This window comes from Glaciimonas sp. CA11.2 (assembly GCF_034314045.1).
In the GTDB taxonomy this organism is placed as follows: Bacteria; Pseudomonadota; Gammaproteobacteria; order Burkholderiales; family Burkholderiaceae_D; genus Glaciimonas.
Genome location: NZ_JAVIWL010000001.1, coordinates 4,845,390 through 4,870,665 on the forward strand (window position 1 = coordinate 4,845,390; position 25,276 = coordinate 4,870,665).

Consider the following 25,276-nt stretch of genomic DNA (forward strand, 5'->3'; position numbering starts at 1 on the left):
GGATTTTCGTGCCACAGTGCCAATATATTGAGACTACTGCTTAGACTAGAAAGACCTTGAAAATTGCTTGTACGCTGCTCAGCAAGGATACGTGGGTATTCTGGCCGATCGTGACCACCGATTCTGGTCTATCGTGACCGACCATTCTGGCGCATCGTGACCGCTCATTCCGGTCTATCGTGACCGATTTCAAGCCCGACCAGAATCGGCGGTCACGATAGCAGAATCATCGGTCACGATACCGGAATGGTGTCGTACAGCACCGTGATGATGTTACGCATAGAGCAACCGAACGGGTACGCTTCCAGTTTGTCTGGAGACAACGTGCCCGTACAAAGGATCACTATGCGTAAGATAAAAGACGTATTACGTTTAAAACTGGATGCCAAACTATCGCACCAGCAGATTGCCGCAGCACTGGGGATTTCAAAAGGAGTCGTCACCAAGTATGTCGGCCTGGCCGCCGTTGCCGGTTTGGACTGGTCGGCGGTGCAAGATGTAGACGACACCGAGTTGGCGCACCGGCTTTTGGTCACGCCAGAACGGACCCGAGACCATGTCCAGCCAGATTACGCCAGGCTGCATCACGAACTGCGGCGCAAGGGGATGACGCTGATGTTGCTATGGGAAGAGTATCGTGCCGATTATGCCCAGCACCAGACCTATGCCTACTCACAGTTCTGCGTGAATTACCGGCAGTTTGCCAAACAGCTCAAACGCTCTATGCGCCAGATTCACCGGGCTGGCGAGAAACTGTTCATTGATTATGCTGGTCCGACTATCGGTCTCACTGATGGTAGCCGTGCCCACATCTTCGTCGCTGCTCTGGGCGCATCGAGCTACACCTATGCCTGTGCTACGCCGCGTGAGACGATGGCCGACTGGCTCACTTCGACAGCGCGTGCGCTGCGCTTCTTCGGCGGGGTACCGCAGTTGATTGTTCCCGATAATCCGAAGGCTATGATCGCCGACGCCAATCGCTACGAACCACGCAGTAACGACACCGTACGCGATTTTGCGCGCCACTACGGCACCTCCATCTTGCCAGCCCGTCCGCGTCATCCTCAGGATAAAGCGAAGGCCGAATCAGCAGTGCAGATCGTCGAGCGCTGGATCATGGCGCGTCTGCGACATCAGCAATTTAGCAGCGTCCACGAGGTCGATGTCGCCATCGCACCGCTGCTGAGCGTACTTAACGATAAGCCGTTTCAGAAGCTACCCGGTAGTCGCGCCAGTGCGTTTGCCCAACTCGATGTCCCGGCGCTACGGCCTTTGCCATTGCAATGTTATGAGATGGCGCATTTCAAGACTGTCAGGGTGCATAACGATTACCACGTTGAGATCGGCCGCCATCACTACAGTGTGCCGCAAGCCCTGGTCGGTCAGGTGCTGGAAGCCCGGATGACAGCGACGACAGTGGAAATCCTGCATCGCGGTCAACGTGTCGCCAGTCATCCGCGCAACAGTGGCGAAGGCGGGTTCACCACCGACACCCTGCATATGCCGGTGGCGCATCGTGCGCAATTGGAATGGACGCCACAGCGACTGATTCACTGGGGACAGACCATCGGTACGGCGACAGCGGAGGCGGTGACGCGTCTGATGGCCGAGAACAGACATCCCGAGCACGGCTACCGTGCCTGTCTTGGTCTGCTGTCATTGGCCAAGCGCTACGGCAAGCCACGTCTTGAAGCAGGATGCATGCTGGCCTTACAGCTCGGTGCCTGCCAATACCGCCACGTCCGTGACATTCTCAAAAATAACCGTGATCGCACACCGTGTGCCCCAGTTGGCGATTGGGTCAGTCCTGACCATGCCCATGTGCGTGGCCCTGATTACTATCAATGAGGATGTCAACGATGATGATGCATACCACTCTGGCCCAATTGCGGACCTTAAAACTCGATGGCTTAGCGACCGGACTGGAGGAACAATTGACGCAGGCCAGTATGGCGGCGATGAGTTTCGAGGAACGTCTGGCACTCTTGGTTGATCGCGAAGTCCATTGCCGCAATGACCGCAAGCTCCTGCGCCTGCTTAAGAACGCCCACCTGAAATACGCACAAGCGGCGATTGAAGACATTGATGCCCGCTCGGGGCGTGGCATCGACCGCCGTGAAGTGATGAGTCTGGCGCTGGGAGATTGGGTCAGTGCTGGCCACAGCATTCTCATTACCGGACCGACCGGTGCTGGCAAATCGTGGCTGGCCTGCGCACTGGCACAGTACGCCTGTCGGCGCGGATACTCTGCTGTTTATCAACGCGTACCCCGTCTACAGGAAGAACTACGCATCCGGCACGGCAGCGGCAGCTTTGGGAAATGGCTGCTCCAACTCGCCAAGATCGATGTCTTGGTACTTGATGACTGGGGCATGGGCGCGATCGACAGCACGACCCGTTCCGACTTGCTGGAGATGATTGACGACCGGGCGGCAAACAGAGCGACGATTATTACCAGTCAACTTCCTGTTGACCATTGGCATGCCTGGATTGGCGACGCCACTATTGCCGACGCCATCCTGGACCGCATTCTGCAGCGCAATCATCGGCTGACACTGACCGGCGATTCACTGCGTGGCGCAGAACGACCTAAAACCAGCAAAAAGGAGAAAACTATCGACCCATCGTGACCGCAGACATTACAATTTAACCGCGTAACAACATCGCAGGCGCAGCGGTCACGATCGGCCAGAATGAGCGGTCACGTTGACCAGAATACGCAATACGCTCCAGACAATGCGCCAAGGCACGCTGGCGCACTCGTTTTGTGCCAAATATATAGGGCAGAACACCTTCGCTCCAACGTTGGATGTCATACAAAATACGCAATACACGAGCAGGCATGTGAAATACATCGGTCAATGCAATTGTGTGACGACTTGCGTGGCGCTGACTACTATCTGCAGCTTTAGAGTCGGAACCATATAATTCATTGCGTATTGTCTGTGCTACAAAGCCTAAATCATATTGGAACCGCACGCCCTTTAGGTAAACCATGCCTCGGTAAACTGAGCGGGTATGGCAATAAAAGCGAGTGGGTGATAAAAAAAACCAACGCGGTGTAAGAAAAACTTCTGGTCCGCCTATATTTACAAAATGCCAGTCATATAGCCCCAAGATTGCCAACCAGAATTTGCCATGAGTCGGAACACTATCTACTCCACCCGGTTGAGAGTCCAGCCTATGTGCACTGCGTAACATAGGGTCATCTGCAGACATACCTAATAAACGGGCAGCGACATACACTAGGGTAGTCACATAGCGGTAGGAATGAGACTCATCATGGAATCCCCATCCACCATCAGGTCGTTGGGTTTTCGCAAAATAATGCAATATGGAAGACTTCTTTTCATCAGCAATCGGATGCCCAATTATTTTATGCGTCAACACTACCTGCGCGGTGGGTAACGGACACCACCACATCTCACCTTCCCAGTCCCCCGTTTTATTTTGACTTTGGATAAAGTAAGAACAGGCTCGTTTGAGTGCTGAGGCAATTTGAGACTGATTGCACTCATCTTTAGACGAGCAGATTATTGTTGATCCGGATTTCATATGCTGGTTTTTAGATATTTTCTTGTTAATATCCAACGATTTTGATGAACTACTGCGTGATGCGATTCAGTCAGCCAAGGAGTTTTTAGCTAATAGAGTCAACGATAGTTCGTGTACCGCCATTGCAAACAACCAGCGCAAACCTTGGTCGTATTTGCGAGACAGTCTGGTGAGCACAAACGTACTAGCGACGTTTTATGCGAAGACACCCGCATCTATTTATATATTAAATGAAGACAATATTAGGATTGCAATTCTCTGCATGCTGACAATCTACCGGGCAAAATAATATGCTTATTTTTGCACATAGGACTTCCAGACTTCCAGGCAGCCGTCGCCAGCTTCATTCAGAATTTTTATAAACCAAACAGTAAAGACCTGGGGTTGAACTGCAATCCATTCCAGCAAAGCAGGCGTGGCTATCCAAAACCAATTCGAGGCTTCATCAGGATTTGGCACAGGTTCGCTGTTAAATCTACCAACGTAAATGTGATCGAATTCGTGCTCAATAAGATGATTGGAAACCGATGCCCGATAAGTAATGGCGGCGACTTCTTGCAAGGGGCAATCGAATCCCATTTCCTCCATGAGCCGACGATGTGCCGCATCATCGTTGTTCTCTCCATGTCGTGGGTGACCACAGCAGGTACTTGTCCATAAACCACCAGAGTGATATTTATCCTTAGCGCGCTGCTGCAACAACAAGCGACCATCACTATCAAAGATAAAAATTGAGAATGCACGATGCAATACACCATCTTGATGTACTTGTAATTTATTACCAACGCCAATGGCGTGATCATATTGATCAACCAGAATGAGTACTTCGTCCATGATGTGGAATCTTTAATAAAAAAGGTAACACCAACACGCATGCTGCAAATAGATTGCTCTGTTAGGATTTTTTTTAAGCGTCATTCAATGACGTGTAATCACACAGCTCATCTTGTCTGTTTTACTTCAGATGGCTTACTTTATCGAACGACCCTCCCATTTGTACGAAGAAATTTCGCAGCAGCAGCAGCAGCAGCAGCAAATTAGTAACTTGCCAGCGATCTTTTAATTCCCCTCAGGAAATATAATTTCTCCATATTAACGCTCTTATTGAATTACGCAGACATTTTTTTATACAAAGTATTTATCCAAAGGTTTTTGGTATAGCACTGCTTTAGCCTGTATGAATTTTCAAGGTCGTTACTGTCGCATATTGTAGAAAAATAAAAACGAACCAGCATTCCAAGTAAAAGAATTTGCTCGTACTTAAGATAACTATGGACTATTCTTAAATTTGAAAATGGCATACATTTTCAGAAAGTTCTTAGCACTATTGATGATCATTCCCGTTTAATATTGCCACAGAGTTTTTCACCTCCACGATTGCAAGATGCGATAGAGATTGCATTAAATCGTCCTCACGTTCGTAGCGGAAGGTCTTTCCCCAATGTCCAGCAGTCGCACTCTCAGCGCATCTAGCAGCGCTATTCCAACACGCCTGAATCAACCTGCGCTGGTGCCGATTAGTCTCTCTGGCACGGAAGGCATGAACGCATTATTCGATTACACCGTCGTGCTGATGACACCCGAATCCTTGATCCATCTGAGTGAAGATATCGGCAATGTCAATCTTGACGATTTCATTGGTCGCGAGTTAACCATCATGATTGCATTGGATGGCAGCGGTGGATTTTTCGACAGCGCATTTGCTGACAATCTGCTTGGCAACATCGGTGCTGGGACGCGTGAAATCTCCGGCTTGATTACCGCTGCCCGCGTGCTGCGTCAGGAAGGACGCCATGCGCTGTACGAAGTCACCTTGCGCCCATGGTTGCATCTGGCGACACTGACCACCGACTGCAAGATATTTCAGGATCAAAGCGTGATCGAGATCATCGATCTGCTGTTTGCCGACTACGCCTTTCCAGTCGACAAGCGTCTCATTGAGACTTATCCCAAACGCGACTATCAGACCCAATACAACGAAAGCGACTTTACGTTCTTTAGTCGATTGTGCGAAGAATGGGGAATCAACTATTTCTTCGAGCATGATAACGGCGTCCATCGACTGGTCTTAATCGACAGCATCGGTGCGCATAAGAATTCGCCCAGCAGCGCTTATCACGTGGTGCAGTTTCATACGGAAGGCAAACATATCGATGAAGAGTGTATTCATGCCTTTTCACCCGTACATCAACTCACTTCCGGCCAGTACACCACGCGGGATTATGACTACACAAGGCCCAAGGCCAATCTCACCGCCAACCGCTACGATCCCCGCCCCACTGCGCACAGTGAGCAAGCGGTCTATGAATGGCATGCCGACGCGCATTATAGCCAGCCGAAGGCGGGTTCCGGTTCAGCAAGCACCAACCCGGAAAGCCAGAATGATCCGTTTGCCGAAGGCGATTTCATCGCCCGTTTGCGCATGCAAGCCTTACACAGCGTCGGCCAACGAGCGCAAGGCCAAGGCCATCTACGCGGCATGGTGCCCGGTTGCATCTTTACATTAGAGCGCCATCCGCAGACCGCCGCCAATGCCGAGTATGTGATCCTATCGACCACACTGAGGATCGACGAAGCCGCGCAAGAAACGCAGGCGTCCGACAATGCGCATCGGCAACGTTATCGCGTCCACGTCGACTTTACGGTGCAACCGGCCAGCGAGAACGTGCGACCGCAACGGTCTACACCCAAACCGTTGACCCACGGTCCCGCCACCGCCATCGTGGTCGGTCCGCAGGGACAAAACATCTGGACCGATACCCTCGGCCGCATCAAGATCCAGTTTCCATGGGACCGCCTCGGCCAACACAATCATCAGAGCAGTTGCTGGGTCCGCGTCGGCGCACCGTGGGCTGGCAATCAACTCGGCGGCATGCATATTCCGCGCATCGGTCAGGAAGTCATCGTCGACTTTCTCGGTGGCGATCCCGACTTGCCGCTATGTACCGGACGGGTGTACAACCAACTCAATACGCCACCGTGGGCATTGCCGAGCCAGAGTGCGCTATCCGGATTTCGCTCACGCGAACTGACACCTGATGGTGGCAATGCCGCCAGCGGACGTAGCAACCATCTGGTCATGGATGACACCGCTGGCAAAATCCAGAGCCAGCTCAAAAGCGATCATCAGCATAGCCAATTAAGTTTAGGCCACATTACACGCATCGAAGACCACGCCGGTCGCAAGGAAGCCCGCGGACAAGGATTTGAACTGCGCACCGACGGACATGGCGCAATCCGTGCTAAAAACGGTCTGCTGATCAGCACCGAAAGCCGTACTCATGCCAGTCACCACATCACCGATCTGGGCGAGACGGCACAGCGCCTGATCGATGCGCACGGTCAACAGCAAAGCTTTGGTGAACTGGCGCAGCAACATGGTGCGCTTGAAGCCGATGAGCACAAAGCGATCACCACTTCACTCACCGATCAGAACGACGCGATTCAAGGGACCGGCGGCAACAACGGAAACAACGGCAACGTCAAAGAAGGCAGCTTTCCCGAATTAACCGCACCGCATCTGATACTCGCCAGTCCGGCGGGAATCGCTACCACGACGCCGCAATCGACCCACATTGCCAGCGGGGAGCATGTAGCGCTCACCAGCGGACAGGATATGAGTTTGTCGGTAGGACAGCGGCTCATCGCCAGTGTCAAAACCGGTATCCGACTATTTAGCTATCAAGCAGGGATGAAACTTGTCGCTGCCAGTGGCGACATTAGTCTTACCGCGCTAAAAGACAGCATCAATCTGCTTGCCAAACTCAACATTACGCTCACCGCCAACCGTATCGTCATCAACGCCACCGAAGAAGTCATGATCAATGGCGGCGGCAGTTATGCCAAATGGAATGCCAACGGAATTGAAAGCGGTACAAAAGGAATGTGGAAAGTGCATGCCGCCAGCCATTCGACGGTTGGACCTAACAGCCTGCCGATCGCATTACACCAATTTCCTCAAGCAGCGTGCAAAGAATGTCAACAATCGGCGCGCACCGCGGCTACACGTGCAGGCTCTCCTCCAATCTAATTAAATTGAAAAGAAAAATATGATCTATTACGGCCTTGACCCATACCATCCAGAATTACTCAGCCAGATCGAAGCGACCTTAACCGAAGCCAGCACCAAACACGCTCAACTATCAACCTTCGTGTTGATCGACGGTACCTTTGATGACGACTTCGGTATGGAAATGTGGAAAAAAAGTCGAAGCGAAAACAGTGAAGTTATGTCTCTATACGACAAGACGGTATTAAGCGAACTGGAAGAATGTGCCCCCTTCCTCATCGCCATGACCGCAATGAATTTACCCGGTGTACTTAAAAGCTGTGCAGGCAAGCCGATGCTCAGTATTCTACAAAGCCCACTCACCATCCATGCGCTAAAACGCCACTTCACGCCGTTCTTACAGATCCGCACAACATCTGACGGAATGTGTTTTTCGCTCCCGTTTTCGGACACAATTTGCAGTGAGGATATTCTGTACAGCTTCGATACTGCACAACGCACAGCATTCTGTTCCGGCTTTGCCAAATGGCACTTAATCAACCGCAAAGGCACGCTGACGACCATCGACGGAACATGCTTTGATGCAGCATCGTACCTACCTTCTGCGGTCGGCGAATCTAATGCCATCGATATCACCGACAAGCAATACGCGTGGTTAATCGATAGCGGCGAGGCAGATTATATTTTGCGCGAACTTGCCAAGCAACCGTTCGCACTACCGCCGGACCAAACTCCATCCATGCTCTTTCCAAGCATCCGTACGCTATTGCTGGCAATGGATAAACGCGATATCACCATTGATGACGAGCGACATGTGCTGGTCGCACAATCTCTGCAGCTTCCTGATTATTTTTGCGCTCTGGATATGCTGGATGAAGCCCAAACGCTTGGTGTCGAAGCCGCGGTAAAGCGCGCTTCTCTGCGCACGCTCGGATAAACCCGATTGACTATTCCAATCAACCTTAACATTGTCCCTGAAGAAGAGTAAATGCGCGCAATTATCCAATCTAATCTAACGAACGTCGCTTTCATTAAGTGGTCGGTATTAATCACCTCCGCCCTTGTTCTCACTGCTTGCGGCACGACGTCTCACACGACCTTGCAAGCAGCAAAACTCAAACGTGCGGTATTCGTTACTATTCCATCGACAGCTGTGTCAATGTCCTGTGTAAATCACACGAATGGGTACATTCACTCGTATGCAGTCCAAGAGCCGCTTACGATGGCAAGGGACATGAAGTACTCCTTTAATTGCTGGCCGCATGAAATGGGCAGTTCAATCGTTGCGGCTGGTTTCTTGCTGCCAGATCAATGGCAGCCAGGAATGAAAGTTAAAGTCCGCTGGAATCGGCCAATCAAAGGCGAAGATAACTGGATAGAAAAGACCACCACGATTCCAAGATATGAAAGTCCAGGAAAACTCTATGTGCACTTTTTTAAAAATGATGAGGTTCGTGTTGTTTCATCTCCGAATCATGGCGCTCGCAATCGTAATCATCCCATTTTAATGAACATCACCATCGCCCCACCGGAGGAAGAGTAAATGCACCTAATGATCCAATCTGCGCCATGGACATTCGCCTCCATTAAATGGGCGATATTACTCACTAGCACGCTCTGCTTCACTGCTTGCGGCACGACGTCGCACACGACCTCGCAAGCAGCAAAACCCAGACGGCCCGTATTCGTGCCGATTCCCTCAACCCCGGCTCCAATGTCATGCGCAAATCACACGAATGGGTACATTCACTCGTATGCAGTCCAGGAGCCCCGCACGATGGCAAGAGACATGAAGTACTCCTTCAATTGCTTTCCGAATGAAATGGGTAACTCAATCGTTGCGGCTGGTTTCTTGCTACCTGATCAATGGCAGCCAGGAATGAAAGTTAAAGTTCGCTGGAAACCTAATGCGCACGACTGGATCGAGAAAACCACCACGATTCCACGATACGACAGAGTTGGAACACTTTTTGTCCACTTTTTTGACAACGATGAAGTGCGCGTGGTGTCAGCGTTCTATTTTCCAAGAAGTACCCTTCATCCCATTCTCAGCAATGTCACAACAGCCCCGCCCGAGGTAGAATAAATGCACACATTTGTCCAATCTGCACTAACGAACATCGCTTGCATTAAATGGTCGCTGTTAATCACGGCCGCAGTCGGCCTCACTGCTTGTGGCACCACGCCACACAAAACCTCGCAAGCAGCAAAACCCAAACGTCCCGTATTCGTGCCGATTCCATCGACAGCTGTGTCAATGTCCTGTGCAAATCATACTGATGCATATATCGATTCCTATGCAGTTCAGGAACCTCGCACGATGGCAAGGGACATGATGTACTCCTTTAATTGCTGGCCTCATGAAATGGGCACCTCTATCGCAGCACTTGGTTTCACGCTACCTGATCAATGGCAGCCGGGAATGAAAGTTAAAGTTCGCTGGAATCGGCCAATCAAAGGGGAAGAAAACTGGATAGAAAAGACCACCACGATTCCACGGTACAACAGAGTCGGAACACTTTTTGTCCATTTTTTTGAAAACGATGAAGTGCGTGTCGTGTCAGCGTTCTATTTTCCAAGAAGTACCCTTCATCCCATTCTCAGCAATGTCACAACAGCCCCGCCCGAGGTAGAGTAAATGCACGCAATGATCCAATCAGCACCATTAATTATTTCCGATAATGTTGAAAAAGAAATGACACCAGCCACCGCCGACCTCTGTAGCCTCATTCTAAAAAAAGGACGACCAACCAAAAATATTCCGTGGTGCCAGCAATATATCAATATTGGCGTGTTTTTTGATGGAACCGATAACAACCGATACCGAGACGAGCCGCTACAAAGTCATACCAACATCGTCAAGTTGTTTAATGCCCATAAAAGCGCGGATGGGCAAGGCTGGATGAATGCACCGGGACATTATCGTATTTATGTTCCCGGTTTGGGTACGCCCTTTCTGGAAAACGACGAATGGCGCGAAACAATGGAAGGAAAGGCGTTCGGCAAAGGTGGGCAAGCAAGGATTTTGTATGCATTACTGCAGGTATTTAACGCGGTGCACCAAGCATTTAACAATGATCGTCCAATGTTTTGGCCTAAAGACATCACTGCCAAACTCCAAAAATACACACGCGAAATTGACACCGGTGACCCATTACGCGACGCCCACGAACCACGCCCCGACCGGCGTAGTTGGTTTAAAGGGCTAAGCGACGAACTGGATATTGCATTGCGTCTCGCCCGCAAGGATCGTCCCTTACCAAAAATTCCAAAAATTAGCCTTTCGGTTTTCGGATTTTCACGTGGCGCGATGCAGGCTCGGGCATTTTGTTACTGGTTTAACGACTTGCTGGTGAAGGATGGCACCTTTGCAGGAATGCCTGCCAGTATCGAGTTTCTTGGACTATTTGATTGCGTGGCAAGTACCGGCATGTCGCAATCGGCGGCAGAAACTACCCCGGCGTTTTGGGCCGATGGGCATTGGGCGTGGGCAAATGAAACGTTGTCCCCACTGCCAGCATGCGTAGAACAAACTGTGCATTACAGCGCCGGGCATGAGCTACGACGCAATTTCCCGCTCACACGCGTGCAAGGAAAAAACGTCACCGAAGTAATCTATCCTGGTGTGCATGCCGATGTCGGCGGCGGTTACGCGCCGGGCGACCACGGACGTGGAATCAAAAATGGCAAAGGAGAACTGGATATGCTGCTGTCGCAGGTCCCGTTGGCGCATATGTATCTGGCTGCGAGTAAAGCGGGTGTGCCTTTAGTTAACTATTGCGTGATGGAGTCTGATCTCAAGGAAGACTATGCCATCAGCCCCAAACTTGCCATCGCCTGGAACGATTATATGGCGGCCGGAAAAACAGAATTTGAGGGCGATCCAGAGCGTAAGATCGTTCCCACGTTTCACAGTATCGTCCGTCAGCACATGCGGTTGTATTACAGTTTTCGACGGCTGCGATTGGAGGGGTTGACCAACTCTGTCGGTTACAACCGCGCCAACCAGCAAGAACAACACAATATGCAAAGCTATAACGCCTTACTAAAAGGCGATGTCAAACTGCTGACAAAACGCGCCCAATTAGCGGCCGATGAAAGGAATGGTCGAGATAGTTTTGGTCGCGATGTGCATGGTCGGCCCTCTCTCCGATTTGCTGCCGAAGATCATGGCGTGGCAAACGCCTGGCAACTGCGCCTGGCGCGTAGCGGGGTGCCCCCGGAATCAAATGAATTATGGGCCTTGGGAGAAATGACCAAAGCAGCGGTGCCGCAGAACGCACCCTTTTTAGTCCTGCTGGAAGAATACATCCATGATTCACTGGCGAATTTCTATTTGGCCGGTTACACCACCCTTGAAGAAAAATCAGAAGCTTTGCTCAAGATGGCAATCGCGTATCACGATTCAGGGAAAGCGCCATCGACGCCGTATAGAAGTCGTGTATGGCAAAACTATCAAAAGGGGATCAAGGACAATCCGCAACTGGATGCCATACTGCAAAGCCGTGTCGATACATTGGAAGCGGCGGATAACATGTCCAACTATCGGAATGGAGAAATTGATCCACAAACACGTCGTCCTTACGCTTACTACCGTGCGGACAAAATTCAAGCTAGGCAAAGTGCCAGACAACAGACTATTTTTTCGAAAGATGAGCAAGCCACGCTAGCGAGGTTTTATCCGCTGCAAACTGATGCCGACGTCGCTGAATTGCGCTCTCCCTTTATTGTGACTCAGACAAATACACGTCGTGAAGGAAGTGGCTATTTGCGACAGCGACATATCTTCGAATAGTTCACGCCCATCATTCATCCGCGAAATTCCACTTAACGCATTAACGAGTAATTAATTGTTAGTCGTCGAAAGCAATCAGGTATTTATTACTGATACGGCGCGAGTCAAACTAAAACAGCCGAACTTCATCAACGCAAGAAAGAACACCGCATGTCTATAGACAAGAAGCCCCGACCATTTCACCTTATCAAAACCAGACAACTCCGCAGAAAAATCGTCATGGTCCTGCTTTGTAGTATTTTCTTGCTTCTTGGTATCACGCCACAAACCGGCCGAACAAACGAGCGTCCTCCACCGTCGCTCATGCAGGCAAATATTTATCATCCTGGCGTAAAACTGGCAGAGTATTGGGTCAGTGAAAAATTGGATGGCGTAAGGGGCTATTGGGATGGAGTGGCGTTATGGACCCGCGGTGGCAATCCGATTCATGCGCCTGCGTGGTTCACTTCTGGCTGGCCGAAGGTTCCGCTAGATGGTGAGTTATGGGCCGGTCGCGGACTATTCACGACAGCCGTTTCGACTGTGCGACAACAGATACCCAATGACATAGCGTGGCGTCAGATTCGTTTTATGGTATTTGATTTACCGGCGCATTCAGGAACGTTCGATGAACGTATTCCCGTGCTGCAAAATCTCGTCACCAAGATAGCAAAGCCATGGGTTGAAGCGGTAGCGCAAATCAAGGTCGCGGATCAACAAGCGCTACAAAGCATGCTCCAAAAAAATGTCAACCAAGGCGGCGAAGGCTTGATGCTACATCGAGGCAATGCAACCTATCGCGGCATACGTAGTGACGACCTGCTCAAAATGAAAACGCATGATGATACTGAAGCCAGAGTCGTCGGCTATCTTCCCGGAAAAGGAAAACATCTCGGCGTGATGGGTGCGCTGATAGTCGAAACACCAACAGGATTACGCTTTCGGATTGGGACGGGGTTCACGGACGCCGAGCGTCGCCGACCTCCGCCGATTAGTAGCTGGGTGACGTATCGCTATCGGGGATTACATCCAGGTGGCGTACCGCGCTTTGCGAGTTTTATGCACATACGCGATGAAATGCCACCAACTGAACTACTGCAAACGATCAAACAGTAAAGCTGCTTTAACATTCACATTTAGCTAAGGTTAAAACGGTGTGTCAATTTAAAGCGCAGATAACTCGTAGCGTTATTTTTACCAGACGAGATTATTATCGTGCTGGTGAAGAAACGAAAATAAAAATGTTGAAAAGCACAATCAATACTAAGCAAAATAGTGCTCAACGCCGTTCAGCCAGAATCAGTTCAACACTATTCGTTCATAATGTAGAAGCAATCCAGACATCATTCCTACCGCATTGCAACATCGACAATCCTTGCATAAGTACCCCCGTTCAGTTAAAAATGTAATCGATTACATTTTTAACTGAATTGCGATGCGTACTGAAGATTCGCCTTTACCCACCTCCGATCACCCGGGTTCAATCTCGTCTGCATCAATCTCGTCTGTCGCCTCCCACGCAGGCGTATCAGTAGCGACTGTCTCGCGTGTCATGAATGGGCAAACCGGCGTACGCCCCCAAACCCGCGATAAAGTCATGGTTGCGGTTGAGGCGTTGGGATATCGGATGAATCATCTGGCGCGCAACTTGCGCACTGCCGAGAGTCGCTTGCTGTTAACCATGGTGCCTGACGTAGGCAATCCTTTTTACGCCGAGATTGTGCGCGGCATCAATCATGTTGCCCGTCAGCATGGTTACTTTGTCCTGCTATGCGACACCGGCGCAGAGGAAGAGCAAGAACGCTCGTATTTTGATTTGCTACGCACCCATCGTGCCGACGGTGCAATCTGCCTTGATCCCGACACCATTCAACACGCCTTAGCCAATGAGTCAGTGCGCCTGCCATGGGTCGCCTGTTGCGAGTTTGATCCTACAGTTGCCGTCCCTTATGTCAGCATCGATAATCATCGCGCTGCCAGCGATGCGATTCGCCATTTGCTTCAGCGTGGTCATCAGCGCATCGGCTTGATCAATTCTGACGCCCGTTATCTTTATGCGCGGCAACGCGAAGCCGGGTATATCGACACCATGCACGCTGCCGGTTTGACACCACGCCCGGAATGGCGCAAAACCGTTCAAAGCCTGGATTACGCCGCTGGAACCGTCGCCACGTTAGAAATGATGGCACAGTCGGATGCGCCGACAGCCATTTTTGCCGTCTCCGACACGTTGGCCATCGGCGTCTTGAGCGCCTTGCGTCAACTTGGCAAACGCGTGCCGGAAGACGTCGCGGTGATCGGCTTCGATGACATTGCGATTGCTGCGCAGATTGATCCTGGTCTGACGACGATTGCGCAGCCAATGCGCGCACTGGGTGAAACCGCCGCGCTGCTTTTATTGCACCGCTTGACCGCGCCAACGGTTCCTGTATCGGGCGTTCTGCTTGACCATCATCTAGTTCTCAGAGGGAGCACGTAATGATGCGTATCCGGTCGCAAATACCGCTTTGCCCTGATTCCCGCCAACACTGCGGCCCATTGACCAAATCCAACGGCTTGCGTGGCGATGATTTTTCATCAAAATCCTTATGAGGATCTTTCCGTGAGGACCAGACCATGAGTGTCACCGTCAGCTTCCAACATATCTGCAAAGATTTCGGACCGGTACGCGTATTGCACGACGTCAGCTTCGATTTGGCGCCCGGTCGGGTCTACGGTTTATTGGGCGAAAATGGTGCCGGAAAATCAACCTTAATGAAAATTTTGGCGGGTTACGAGACCACCAGCGATGGACAACTGGTCATTGACGGCCAGCCGCAACGCTTCACCAGTTCGCGCGCAGCCGAAGCCAGCGGCATTGTGTTGATCCATCAGGAATTTAATCTGGCCGAACATTTGACGGTCGCGCAAAATATATTTCTGGGTCATGAAAAACACAAAGGCTGGCTACTTGACGATGTCGCGATGCGCGAAGACGCTGCGCGTTACCTCAAACAGGTTGGTCTGAACGTCAGCCCAGATACCAAAGTACGCCACTTAATCGTAGCAGAGAAACAGCTGGTGGAAATCGCCAAAGCACTCGCACGCAAAGCACGCTTCCTGATTATGGACGAACCGACCGCAACGCTGACCTCATCTGAAACGCAGCGATTATTTGCGCTTATGGCGCAACTCAATAACGATGGCGTCACCATTCTTTATATTTCACACAAGCTTGATGAAGTCGAACGCATCACCGATGAAGTAATCGTTATGCGCGATGGTCGCTTTATTACACGCGAACCAACAGCAACTTTGACTCGGCAACAGATGGCCAATTTAATGGTTGGCCGCGATCTGTCAGATATGTTTCCTCTAAAATCGCGCCACGCCACCGACGCCGCAGTTTTATTGCAAGTAGATGGTTTATGCGTACCTGGTTGGTCAAAAGAACTCTCCTTTGAAGTACGCGCTGGTGAAATTTTAGGTTTTGCCGGACTGGTTGGCGCGGGCCGCACAGAGTCGTTCGAGGCCTTGCTTGGCTTGCGCCCCCGCAGCGCTGGAAAAATTACTTTGAGCGGCAAGCCGGTCAATCTGCGTAATCCTCGTCAGGCGATGCAACATGGCGTGACCTATCTCAGCGAGGACCGTAAAGGTAAAGGATTGCACGTCAATCTTGGGCTACGCGAGAACCTGACTATGATGACGGTGGAGCGCTATGCTCACCCATGGCTCGACATCAACGCCGAGAAAAAGGCGCTGGATCAAGCAGCCAATGTCTTCAATATTCGCACCGGCGATCTCGATAGTAAAGCACGCATGCTGTCAGGTGGAAACCAGCAAAAGTTAGCGCTTGCCAAAATTTTGCATCCTGATCCACGCGTCATCATTCTTGATGAACCAACCCGAGGGGTCGATGTAGGTGCCAAGCGCGATATCTATTTTTTAATTCATCAGTTAGCAGCGGAAGGACGCGCAGTCATTGTGATTTCGTCCGAGTTGATCGAACTGATTGGTCTTTGTCATCGCGTCGCGGTGATGCGTTCCGGCACATTACAAACAACGCTCGACAGCGAGCATTTGACTGAAGAGGAGTTGATTGCTCATGCAACCGGCACACACTGAATCCCCCGTTGAGGCGCAGAATGAGTCGCACAATAAAGCGCACAACAAGCCAGCCGCCGCTTCTGCCATCATCGGTCGCATTAAAAATATTGGCCCATTGATTGGCCTGATCGCTTTATGTATTGTCGGCACGCTGCTTAATCATGACTTTGCCACTGTCGATAATATGATGAACGTGCTGACCCGCACCGCCTTTATTGGCATTATCGCGGTTGGCATGACTTTCGTGATCATATCGGGTGGAATCGATTTGTCGGTCGGTTCCATGGCGGGCTTGATTGCTGGCAGCATGATCTACTTTATGAACATGCTGATGCATGGTGTAGGCGGTATGCACTTGAATCCCACTACTATTGTTGTTTTAGGTATTGTATTGGCGCTGGTGCTTGGCTCTGTGTTCGGACTCATACACGGCTTGCTCATCACCAAGGGGAAAATTGAACCGTTTATTGTGACCCTTGGCACGCTCGGCATCTTCCGGGCATTTCTGACTTATCTAGCCGATGGTGGCGCGCTGACGCTCGACAATCAATTGTCGGATCTATACAGCCCTGTGTATTACAAAAACTTGTTGGGCGTGCCAATTCCCATATGGATATTTCTTCTAGTTGCGATTGGCGGCGCTGTCATTCTCAATCGCACCACCTTCGGACGGCACGTTCAAGCGATTGGATCGAACGAGCAGGTGTCACGGTATGCGGCGGTACGGGTGGATATGGTGAAGATATCGACCTATATTTTTCTCGGACTTTGTGTTGGAGTCGCCACCATTTTATACGTCCCACGTCTGGGATCGGCCTCACCGACAACCGGCCTGCTGTGGGAGTTGGAAGCGATTGCCGCAGTGGTTGTCGGCGGCACAGCGCTTAAAGGTGGCGAGGGACGCATAGTTGGTACAGTTATCGGTGCGATTTTGCTCTCCGTTATCAGTAATATTCTCAACCTGACCAGCATCATTAGCGTCTATCTCAACGCAGCGGTCCAGGGCATCGTCATCATCGCGGTGGCTTTTCTACAGGGCAGTCGAAGATGAAGAAATAACGTTAAAAGGTTTAAAAAGTTAACGCAGTTTTTTACAAAGGGATTGCCGCTCACGGCACCCATCTACCGGAGGAGACACCATGAAACGTATCACCAAAATACTGGGCGCAGGGTTGTTAGCACTGAATGCATTGTCGGCGGCATCCGCATTTGCAGCAGAAAAAGTTGTATTAGGCGTAGCGATTCCCACGGCGACCCATAGCTTTACCGCCGGTATTGTCTGGTGGGCGAATGAAGCCAAGGCAGAATTGGAGAAAGCGCATCCCGGTTTGAAGGTCATCGTCAAAACGGCCGCCACCGCGCCGGAACAAGCCAATCAGCTTCAAGATATGCTGACCGTCAACAAGATCAACACGCTGGTTATTTTTCCCATTGAGTCGGCCTCACTCACGCAACCCGTGGCGCAGGTAAAAAAGAAAGGTGTCTACGTTACCGTCGTGGATCGCGGCCTCACCACGAACGATGCACAAGATGCGTACGTATCGGGCGACAATACCGCTTTCGGTAAATTGCCAGCCGAATACATGGCTAAACGTTTGAACGGCAAAGGCAATATCGTCGTTTTTCGCGGTATGCCAACCACGCTCGACAACACGCGTTTTGATGCATTTAACGCTGTGATGAAAGATCACCCCGGCATCAAGATCCTGGATGCAAAATATGGCAACTGGAACCGAGATGATGCGTTCAAAGTCATGCAAGATTACCTGACCCGCTTTAAACAAATCGATGCAGTCTGGGCGGCGGACGACGATATGGCGATCGGTGTACAGAAAGCAATCGAGCAAGCCAAGCGCACGGATATCAAAGATGTATTTGGCGGCGCTGGTGCAAAAGGCGCTGTGAAGAAAATCATGGATGGCTCTGATCCCCTGATTATGGCGGACGTTTCGTACTCACCTAAGTTCATCTATGATGCGATTAAAATGACCGCCGAAGCACGTTTGAAAGGTGAAAAGTTACCAGCGAACACCATCATTCCCTCGGTATTGATCACGAAGGAAAACGCCAAACAATTCTACTTTCCCAATTCACCGTTCTGATATGTAAACGCACATTTGAGCGCGTCGCGATAAGCAGTAATGATGGATACAGGACCGCATGATGGACGTGACATCAGGTCCTGTATCCACCGTTTTAACAATGCTAAACAAAGAGGATTAACCATGAAAACGATCAAAGGGCCAGCCATTTTTCTCGCCCAGTTCATGGGTGACAAAGCACCATTCGATACACTTTCCCATCTGGCTGCATGGGCCGCCGGTCTGGGATATAAAGGTATTCAGTTGCCAACCGACCCGCGCCTGTTTGACCTGACGCTAGGCGCGAAGAGTCAAACCTACTGTGATGACATCACAGGATTACTGGCGCAACATGGATTAACGATTACCGAATTATCGACCCATTTACAAGGCCAGCTCGTCGCAGTGCATCCGGCTTACGATCCTTTATTCGACAACTTTGCAGCGCCGCATGTGCGCGGCAATCCCGCGGCGCGGACTGCATGGGCCATCGAACAGTTAACACTCGCAGCAACGTCATCTCAACGTCTCGGCTTAAGCGCCCATGTGACTTTTTCAGGGGCACTGGCGTGGCCTTATTTATATCCATGGCCGCAGCGTCCAGCGGGTCTGGTGGAAACAGCATTTGCTGAGTTGGCTCGGCGTTGGCGTCCTATTCTGGATGCGTTCGATGCCGCTGGTGTTGACCTTTGCTACGAGTTACATCCCGGTGAGGATCTCCATGATGGCGTCAGTTTTGAACGTTTTCTTGATGCAGTTGACCAGCATCCTCGAGCCAGCATTTTGTATGATCCCAGCCATTTTCTGTTGCAACAACTCGATTACCTTGCTTTCATCGATATCTATCACGACCGGATTAAGGCTTTCCATGTCAAGGATGCAGAATTTCGTCCAAATGGTAAACAAGGCGTGTACGGTGGCTTTTCGTCCTGGCAAGATCGTGCCGGACGTTTTCGCTCACTCGGTGACGGGCAAATTGATTTCAACGCAATCTTCTCTAAAATGGCGCAATATGATTTTCCTGGTTGGGCGGTGTTGGAGTGGGAATGCTGCTTAAAGCATCCCGAGGACGGCGCAGCAGAAGGAGCGGAATTTATTCGACGTCATATTATTCATGTGGCAGACCGCGCTTTCGATGATTTCGCGGGTGGCGCAGTCAAACAGGATCAAATCAATCAATTGCTTGGGCTAGTACGCTAGAGCTGCAAAATACGACCACATAATTTTGGTAAAAAGGAACAGAAATGCAACGACGTTTAAGACTAGGAATGGTGGGCGGCGGCCAAGGCGCGTTCATCGGTTCGGTGCATCGGATTGCCGCCCGCCTCGACGATTACTATGAGTTGGTGGCGGGCGCATTATCCAGTGACCCGACGCGCGCTGCCAATAGTGCTACCGAGATTCGCCTCGACCCAAGCCGCAGCTATAGCGACTATCAAGAAATGGCGCGGCAGGAAGCCGCACGACCGGATGGCATTGACGTCGTCACCATCGTCACACCAAACTTTTTACACGCCCCGGTAGCAAGAGCATTTCTGGAAGCTGGTATCCACGTCATTTGCGACAAGCCTTTAGCTATTTCACTCAAGGAAGGCCAGGAACTTGCCACACTCGCACAACAAAAAAATCGTGTCTTTGCACTCACTCACACTTACACCGGCTATCCAATGGTGCGCCATGCCAAAGCGCTGGTCGAAGCAGGCGACATCGGTGACCTAAGACTGATACAGGTCGAGTATTCACAGGATTGGCTAGCCGCCTCTATTGGCAGCGCCAATACCGGCGCTGCCGACAACTGGCATAACGATCCGTTACGCTCAGGTCCCGGTGGGACGCTGGCCGATGTCGGCACGCATGCCTATCAACTGGCGCAATATATTAGCGGTCAAACACCCACTCAACTGCTGGCTGAACTATCTACTTTCGTACCCGGACGTCCTATCGACGACCACGTACAAGTCATGCTGCGCTACGCCAACGGCGCGCGCGGCACGTTGTGGGCGAGTCAGGTCGCCACCGGCGCTGAAAATGCCTTACGTTTGCGTTTATACGGCAGCAAAGCCCAACTCGCCTTCAACCAGGAAAATCCAAACGAGTTATGGATCACGCCGCAAGGCGGTAACGCCCAGCGCCTTACCCCGGGCCGGGCCGCCAGTGCCGCCGCCGCGCATGCCACACGGGTTCCCGCCGGTCATCCGGAAGGTTACATAGAAGCCTTCGCCCAATTGTATGTCGACGCAGCCTTACAGATTGCTGCAATCAACGCAGGTCAGCCGATTCCCAAAGCTGCACGCTGGCTAACAAATGTCAATGATGGCGTCGCCGGGATGGCATTTATTGAGGCCGTCATTCGTAGCCATCAAAATGATGCGCAGTGGACGGATATTGCACGCTGAAAGGATGCGATTAAAACATGAATGACAGTTGTATTCCGCCTTAAAATAATCGGAATAACAATACTTTTCCCGCATAAAAAACAGATTTAATTAATTGGTACTGATCGCGGATACGCCGCGTCACAACATACTATTTATGATGAAATAAAATTGTATTTCCAACCCGTAGATTTAAAAATACCGGTGGCGATGTCCACCGGTATGGGACTTCTTTGACATATTCGCCAATATCAGATGTCATCCGGTTCCGGTAAATGCAACGCTTCCTGACCATCACGCTCGGCCTTCATTCTCTCCAGTTCCTGAAGATTGTTCTCAACCCATTTTGCTAAATCCCCCGTCGGATCTCCGCCCTGACGTATCTGCTCTACAACTTCAGCGATATCATGCTCAGCCTTTTCAATACGCCGATCAAGGTCAGATTTTTCGTGATCACGACGATTGGAGCCAACTCTACTAAACTGCCATAGTTGCGCCAGAGTATTGTTCGCCTTGAAAAGTTGCAGTTTTCTGTAGTTATCCAGCCGCCCATCTGTCACATCCAATTGTTTTCCATAGTTGCCGCTTAGCCTGTAGGAACCGTGGAAACTTGGGTCTATATTCCACTTAAAGTTATGCCAGGATGATGCTGCCACTACATCAATAGTGACAGGGATACTATCCCCGGCGCGGTCATCTGCATGCAACATGCAATGAGGGGCATAATCCACAGTTAAGAAATAAACTCTTGTAAAAGCAGTTTTAAACCCTAGAACCCAATGTTGATTATTCCCACCAGTATAGGGATACTGAACAACAGGCGTTCCCGGCCCTTTTTCACCCCCTAGAACGTCCATTACTTTTCCGCTAAGTCGACTGGTAATAACATATTTAGCTCCAGTTACCAATGGTACAAATTCCGTGAACACAAATGACTGGGAACTGCTGTTGTCACGGACCCTGATTCTGTATCCCTCCTCCGTTCCAGAAAAACCGGTCAATATCCCGAAGGGATGGCCATGAAGAGTTCCTCCGGCCACCAGAATATAAGAACGCTTATCCTGACTGAGTACCAAGCGCCAATACCGAAATCTATCGACAGGATCGGTAACATTCAGCGAGCGCACCGAAACCGTGGAGTTGTAATAGCCCCAGGCCAATATGCAATCGCCACCTACCTTGTCTTTTTTCATGTTATGCAGCACATATAAACCATCAAACTCACCACCTTTCACCTTTTTGATCCGCCACTGCTGGGATCTATCCCGAATAAAATTTGGCTTTAACCCAAGTAGAGTGCCGAATATAATGCCGTGTGATGGGGTATCTACATAACCCAGCGCGTCCCCGCTATTCTTGCACTCAGAAATAATATACGTTTTGCCTTCCTCGGGAGTTTCAGTCGAGAATCTCCAGGGATCCGGCTGCGGCCTGTTGGGCGTATCTTTTCCACCAAACAACCAGTCACACCCGTAAGCCAAGCCGCCTATCAAATTATCTAAGGCTTCGCCTGCCACACCACTTTTCCACCGATCACTAGCCGGTCCCCAAACATAATCCGGCCTGTTAATTGCACTTGTCGGAGGCTTTTTACCGAGTGATGCATAAAACCCCTTCTCGTAGAGATCACATTTACCGCTGCCTGGAATTTGACCTATCTTCAGCACATCATCGCCAACACAAAAGGCAATGATCGCATGGTTATTTTGTCCAAATCCGCCACCACTATCCATGTAAGCATTATCCTCCCCGCCCACGGGCCAACCCGGTATAAACCATTCATTGCCCCATGTATCAAGCGCGGTCACATCAAAGTCTCGATGACCGTTATTTGTCTCTATCGCGTAATAGGCCGTCTCCCACATCCTTTTTTTACAGGACAACTTGAGGTTACAAATAAAAGTATTAGTCTTGGGATCGAAGACCTCAAAGTGGAGAACGCCAGAGACGTGCCCCGAATTACCGACATTCACCGAATTCCACAGAACATAGCTTCTCGCCTGTCCTGGGCCGACCGTCCCGGATGGCGGACCAATCTTCACCATCTTGCCAGCAGCCTCATCCCAGATCGCCCAGTCGCCGCTAAACTTCTCTACTCGTACGATCCGCATATCATAAGCAGTACTGTTATAGATGATGACTTCACGTATGCGCATCATGACTGTGGTCATACGAATCGTCCCACCGGTCTGCGCCAGATCCACGATCGTGAGGGGAGCTTTACCCGAATGGAGCCAGATGTCCACGTAAGGACTCACGCTATTGAGGTAAGGATCGTTGGGGTCCGCAACACGCTTGACGTTAGGATCAAAATGGGGATCGACGCTAGTGTCAACACATGGCGTAATGGCATGACCATGGGGCAATCGAAGCTTGGTATCGTCGGCATTTGAAGTCATTGAACACCTCGTCTATAAGGGTAATCTGATTAATAACTGTGTCAAGTTGCGATCACAGATTAAGCGAAAAATTTCTCACGTGCAAGTATTTGCACTATGCGTTGACAATATTGTCAGGTAACACATATCGATACGCAGCAATTGAAAACGACGCACACACACCAAATACACGACGACCATCACACCAAGATAACAAGTTGAACTTAACGATATCTGCACCAGGTTTTCTTAATTTCAATCGAACCCGAATCGATCTAAAAACAAGGCCCGATGAGGCTAAGCGCAAGTGAAAAACCGTTTAACTTATACTGATTGACGATAAACTTTATAGGAATCAAAATATGATCGTAACTTCTAGTGCTTTTCCATTGTTTTATTCAAAATATGCCGAGCTAGAGCCACCGGCGGAGAATCCTATTAGCGAGGTTGATCGTGTTACGTTGACTTATGCTCTGCGCTCGATGCAAGAAAGCATCACGCAACATTGGCAGCAACAAGGTAAAAGTATTGGGGAAGCCAACGACCCTGACGACGACCAGCTGCAGTGGAGCGCCAGAGTCGAAGCTGCAAGATTTATGTGCGGAGTCTGTTCTGTTTTACCGCCCGCTGACACTCAGCTCTTATACAGTGTGGATCAGGTGCCAGTGGGAGCACTAACCATGCTTCATCGACAGGAGGCCTTGAATGTTCCGTATGTAGAAATTTTTGTTACGCATCCGGGCAGCAGCGGTGCCGGAGCAGCGCTGTTAGAGCGGGCTGTAAAAAAATCAATGGAAATCGGGGGACTTGGACAACTGATGCTCTCGCCGATAGACAGTGCCATTCCTGCATATGAAGCACTTGGCTTTTCAAAAATACCTGAAGGTATGTTTCTTGATCCTGCCAAAAGTGAAAAATGGCATCTTTTTGGCGACGCATGGAGACTCGTTAATGGTGTCGGTGAAGTTAAAACTGGCTAAAGTATTTCAGAAGCCACATTAAGGCTGACCTCGACGAGAGCGCGCTAATGCCAGCTTCTCACATAGAACAACGGTACCGTCGATCAATCGCGGACCTGCTCGATTCATCAGATCGGCATCGATACCGAATAAATTGTTGCGATGAACTGCCAGCAAGCCAGAATAGCTGCGCCAATAATCGAGGTCACTTTCATCATCTTTCCGTTGTCCACTTATGAGTACCTCTGGATTTTCAACCAGCACGGCTTCTATATTAACGACTGGTGCTGTCACTGACAGATGGGCGAAGATATTTTCTCCGCCGCATACGTTGATCGCATCGCTGACAATCTGGCTGCCGTTGAGCGTATACAGCGGGCGACTCCATACCTGATAAAAAACTCGGACGCGAGGACGTTTCTGGTATTTAAAAGCGAGAGCGTCAATTTTTTCACCTAGCGCGGCTGCCTCTTTTTCTGCGTCACCAGTTGTGCCTAATAGTCGGCCTAGACGGATGATGCTGTCCGGGATATCGCGCAACTTGCGTGGGTCGCTGTAAAATAATGGGATGCCGAGTTTTCGTAATTGTTCCAATTGACGATCGGCACTGTTATGTCGCCATACCACCAATAAATCCGGTTTGAGCGCAATCAACCGCTCTATGTCCAGCAGGCTGTTGTCACCTATTCGAGGAATACTTTTTGCAGCAACCGGATAATCGCTGTACTTGACTGTACCGACTATTCGGGACCCACCACCGGCGGCAAATATTAATTCCGTAATATGCGGGGCCATTGTCACTACGCGCAAAGCTGGCTGCGCTAACGTGATGATATTGCCTGCGTCATCTTTGACTATAATAGCCGCTCCTGAAGCATTTACTATGACTGAAAGTTGCACACTGATGAGCAATACCGTCATTAAGAAAATACGCTTTACGATGTTCGGTTTCACAATAATATTCCGATATACAAAATTATTAACGCCCGAAAGTTTTTAGCGCCACGTTTAGAAGTAGAAGCATCGTGTAGGAATGTAACGAGCAATGAATCAACTACA

At 50.3% G+C, this 25,276-nt stretch carries 20 protein-coding genes; 16 read left to right on the plus strand and 4 right to left on the minus strand.

Annotation, left to right across the window (positions count from 1 at the left end; translation table 11 throughout):
• Window positions 1–324: 324 nt before the first annotated feature.
• Entirely contained in the window at window positions 325–1,848 is a 1,524-nt protein-coding gene (gene istA / locus RGU75_RS20950; protein ID WP_322240175.1) for an IS21 family transposase, read from the plus strand.
• Between the two features lie 11 nt (window positions 1,849–1,859).
• Window positions 1,860–2,630, plus strand: a complete 771-nt coding sequence (gene istB / locus RGU75_RS20955; protein ID WP_322232626.1) for an IS21-like element helper ATPase IstB — start codon at window positions 1,860–1,862, stop codon at window positions 2,628–2,630.
• 16 nt (window positions 2,631–2,646) lie between these two features.
• Here istB and RGU75_RS20960 read toward each other — a convergent pair whose 3' ends face one another.
• Both RGU75_RS20960 and idi read right to left on the minus strand, forming a co-directional pair.
• Complete coding sequence (locus RGU75_RS20960; protein ID WP_322239302.1) at window positions 2,647–3,591, minus strand: hypothetical protein; 945 nt, start codon at window positions 3,589–3,591, stop codon at window positions 2,647–2,649.
• A 258-nt stretch (window positions 3,592–3,849) separates the two neighbouring features.
• The gene (gene idi / locus RGU75_RS20965) at window positions 3,850–4,389 is read right to left on the minus strand and encodes an isopentenyl-diphosphate Delta-isomerase (RefSeq protein ID WP_322239304.1); all 540 of its coding nucleotides are present in this window, start codon (window positions 4,387–4,389) and stop codon (window positions 3,850–3,852) included.
• Window positions 4,390–4,996: 607 nt separating this feature from the next.
• Here idi and RGU75_RS20970 point away from each other — a divergent pair.
• From RGU75_RS20970 to RGU75_RS21030, 13 genes are all read left to right on the plus strand, one after another.
• A complete protein-coding gene (locus tag RGU75_RS20970) occupies window positions 4,997–7,585 on the plus strand; it encodes a type VI secretion system Vgr family protein (protein WP_322239306.1) in 2,589 nt (862 codons plus the stop codon).
• A 19-nt stretch (window positions 7,586–7,604) separates the two neighbouring features.
• Complete coding sequence (locus RGU75_RS20975; protein WP_322239308.1) at window positions 7,605–8,501, plus strand: DUF4123 domain-containing protein; 897 nt, start codon at window positions 7,605–7,607, stop codon at window positions 8,499–8,501.
• 51 nt (window positions 8,502–8,552) lie between these two features.
• Entirely contained in the window at window positions 8,553–9,107 is a 555-nt protein-coding gene (locus tag RGU75_RS20980) for a DUF3304 domain-containing protein (RefSeq protein WP_322239309.1), read from the plus strand.
• Window positions 9,108–9,650, plus strand: a complete 543-nt coding sequence (locus RGU75_RS20985; protein WP_322239311.1) for a DUF3304 domain-containing protein — start codon at window positions 9,108–9,110, stop codon at window positions 9,648–9,650.
• A complete protein-coding gene (locus RGU75_RS20990; protein WP_322239313.1) occupies window positions 9,651–10,202 on the plus strand; it encodes a DUF3304 domain-containing protein in 552 nt (183 codons plus the stop codon). It begins immediately after the preceding gene.
• Entirely contained in the window at window positions 10,203–12,359 is a 2,157-nt protein-coding gene (locus RGU75_RS20995) for a DUF2235 domain-containing protein (protein WP_322239315.1), read from the plus strand. It abuts the gene before it with no gap.
• Window positions 12,360–12,509: 150 nt separating this feature from the next.
• Window positions 12,510–13,454, plus strand: a complete 945-nt coding sequence (locus tag RGU75_RS21000) for a DNA ligase (RefSeq protein WP_322239317.1) — start codon at window positions 12,510–12,512, stop codon at window positions 13,452–13,454.
• 319 nt (window positions 13,455–13,773) lie between these two features.
• On the plus strand, window positions 13,774–14,817 hold the full coding sequence (locus RGU75_RS21005) for a LacI family DNA-binding transcriptional regulator (protein ID WP_322239319.1): 1,044 nt from the start codon (window positions 13,774–13,776) through the stop codon (window positions 14,815–14,817).
• 137 nt (window positions 14,818–14,954) lie between these two features.
• Entirely contained in the window at window positions 14,955–16,442 is a 1,488-nt protein-coding gene (locus RGU75_RS21010; protein WP_322239321.1) for a sugar ABC transporter ATP-binding protein, read from the plus strand.
• Window positions 16,423–17,475 (plus strand): ABC transporter permease, encoded by a 1,053-nt coding sequence (locus tag RGU75_RS21015; protein ID WP_322239323.1) that lies wholly within the window; start codon window positions 16,423–16,425, stop codon window positions 17,473–17,475. The genes RGU75_RS21010 and RGU75_RS21015 overlap by 20 nt, the downstream gene beginning before the upstream one ends.
• A gap of 88 nt (window positions 17,476–17,563) precedes the next feature.
• Window positions 17,564–18,526 carry a substrate-binding domain-containing protein gene (locus tag RGU75_RS21020; RefSeq protein ID WP_322239325.1) on the plus strand — a complete coding sequence of 321 codons (963 nt, stop codon included), beginning with the start codon at window positions 17,564–17,566 and terminating at the stop codon, window positions 18,524–18,526.
• 123 nt (window positions 18,527–18,649) lie between these two features.
• Window positions 18,650–19,705 carry a sugar phosphate isomerase/epimerase family protein gene (locus tag RGU75_RS21025; RefSeq protein ID WP_322239327.1) on the plus strand — a complete coding sequence of 352 codons (1,056 nt, stop codon included), beginning with the start codon at window positions 18,650–18,652 and terminating at the stop codon, window positions 19,703–19,705.
• 44 nt (window positions 19,706–19,749) lie between these two features.
• On the plus strand, window positions 19,750–20,901 hold the full coding sequence (locus RGU75_RS21030; RefSeq protein ID WP_322239329.1) for a Gfo/Idh/MocA family oxidoreductase: 1,152 nt from the start codon (window positions 19,750–19,752) through the stop codon (window positions 20,899–20,901).
• Window positions 20,902–21,131: 230 nt separating this feature from the next.
• Here RGU75_RS21030 and RGU75_RS21035 read toward each other — a convergent pair whose 3' ends face one another.
• Entirely contained in the window at window positions 21,132–23,279 is a 2,148-nt protein-coding gene (locus tag RGU75_RS21035) for an RICIN domain-containing protein (RefSeq protein ID WP_322239331.1), read from the minus strand.
• A gap of 341 nt (window positions 23,280–23,620) precedes the next feature.
• Between RGU75_RS21035 and RGU75_RS21040 the strand changes: the two genes are divergently transcribed.
• Window positions 23,621–24,238 (plus strand): GNAT family N-acetyltransferase, encoded by a 618-nt coding sequence (locus tag RGU75_RS21040; RefSeq protein WP_322239333.1) that lies wholly within the window; start codon window positions 23,621–23,623, stop codon window positions 24,236–24,238.
• 18 nt (window positions 24,239–24,256) lie between these two features.
• On the opposite strand, the gene RGU75_RS21045 is transcribed toward RGU75_RS21040, so the two are convergent.
• A complete protein-coding gene (locus tag RGU75_RS21045; protein WP_322239335.1) occupies window positions 24,257–25,171 on the minus strand; it encodes a cobalamin-binding protein in 915 nt (304 codons plus the stop codon).
• Window positions 25,172–25,276: the final 105 nt, after the last annotated feature.

Excerpts from the sequence above, each read along its gene's own strand:
- RGU75_RS20970 (WP_322239306.1), top strand. The coding sequence starts at position 4,997 with ATGTCCAGCAGTCGCACTCTCAGCGCATCTAGCAGCGCTATTCCAACA.
- idi (WP_322239304.1), bottom strand. The coding sequence starts at position 4,389 with ATGGACGAAGTACTCATTCTGGTTGATCAATATGATCACGCCATTGGC.
- RGU75_RS21010 (WP_322239321.1), top strand. The coding sequence starts at position 14,955 with ATGAGTGTCACCGTCAGCTTCCAACATATCTGCAAAGATTTCGGACCG.
- RGU75_RS20990 (WP_322239313.1), top strand. The coding sequence starts at position 9,651 with ATGCACACATTTGTCCAATCTGCACTAACGAACATCGCTTGCATTAAA.
- istB (WP_322232626.1), top strand. The coding sequence starts at position 1,860 with ATGATGATGCATACCACTCTGGCCCAATTGCGGACCTTAAAACTCGAT.
- RGU75_RS20995 (WP_322239315.1), top strand. The coding sequence starts at position 10,203 with ATGCACGCAATGATCCAATCAGCACCATTAATTATTTCCGATAATGTT.
- RGU75_RS21035 (WP_322239331.1), bottom strand. The coding sequence starts at position 23,279 with ATGACTTCAAATGCCGACGATACCAAGCTTCGATTGCCCCATGGTCAT.
- RGU75_RS21020 (WP_322239325.1), top strand. The coding sequence starts at position 17,564 with ATGAAACGTATCACCAAAATACTGGGCGCAGGGTTGTTAGCACTGAAT.
- RGU75_RS21040 (WP_322239333.1), top strand. The coding sequence starts at position 23,621 with ATGATCGTAACTTCTAGTGCTTTTCCATTGTTTTATTCAAAATATGCC.
- RGU75_RS20985 (WP_322239311.1), top strand. The coding sequence starts at position 9,108 with ATGCACCTAATGATCCAATCTGCGCCATGGACATTCGCCTCCATTAAA.
- RGU75_RS21000 (WP_322239317.1), top strand. The coding sequence starts at position 12,510 with ATGTCTATAGACAAGAAGCCCCGACCATTTCACCTTATCAAAACCAGA.
- RGU75_RS20975 (WP_322239308.1), top strand. The coding sequence starts at position 7,605 with ATGATCTATTACGGCCTTGACCCATACCATCCAGAATTACTCAGCCAG.
- RGU75_RS21015 (WP_322239323.1), top strand. The coding sequence starts at position 16,423 with ATGCAACCGGCACACACTGAATCCCCCGTTGAGGCGCAGAATGAGTCG.
- RGU75_RS21030 (WP_322239329.1), top strand. The coding sequence starts at position 19,750 with ATGCAACGACGTTTAAGACTAGGAATGGTGGGCGGCGGCCAAGGCGCG.
- RGU75_RS21025 (WP_322239327.1), top strand. The coding sequence starts at position 18,650 with ATGAAAACGATCAAAGGGCCAGCCATTTTTCTCGCCCAGTTCATGGGT.
- RGU75_RS20980 (WP_322239309.1), top strand. The coding sequence starts at position 8,553 with ATGCGCGCAATTATCCAATCTAATCTAACGAACGTCGCTTTCATTAAG.
- RGU75_RS21005 (WP_322239319.1), top strand. The coding sequence starts at position 13,774 with ATGCGTACTGAAGATTCGCCTTTACCCACCTCCGATCACCCGGGTTCA.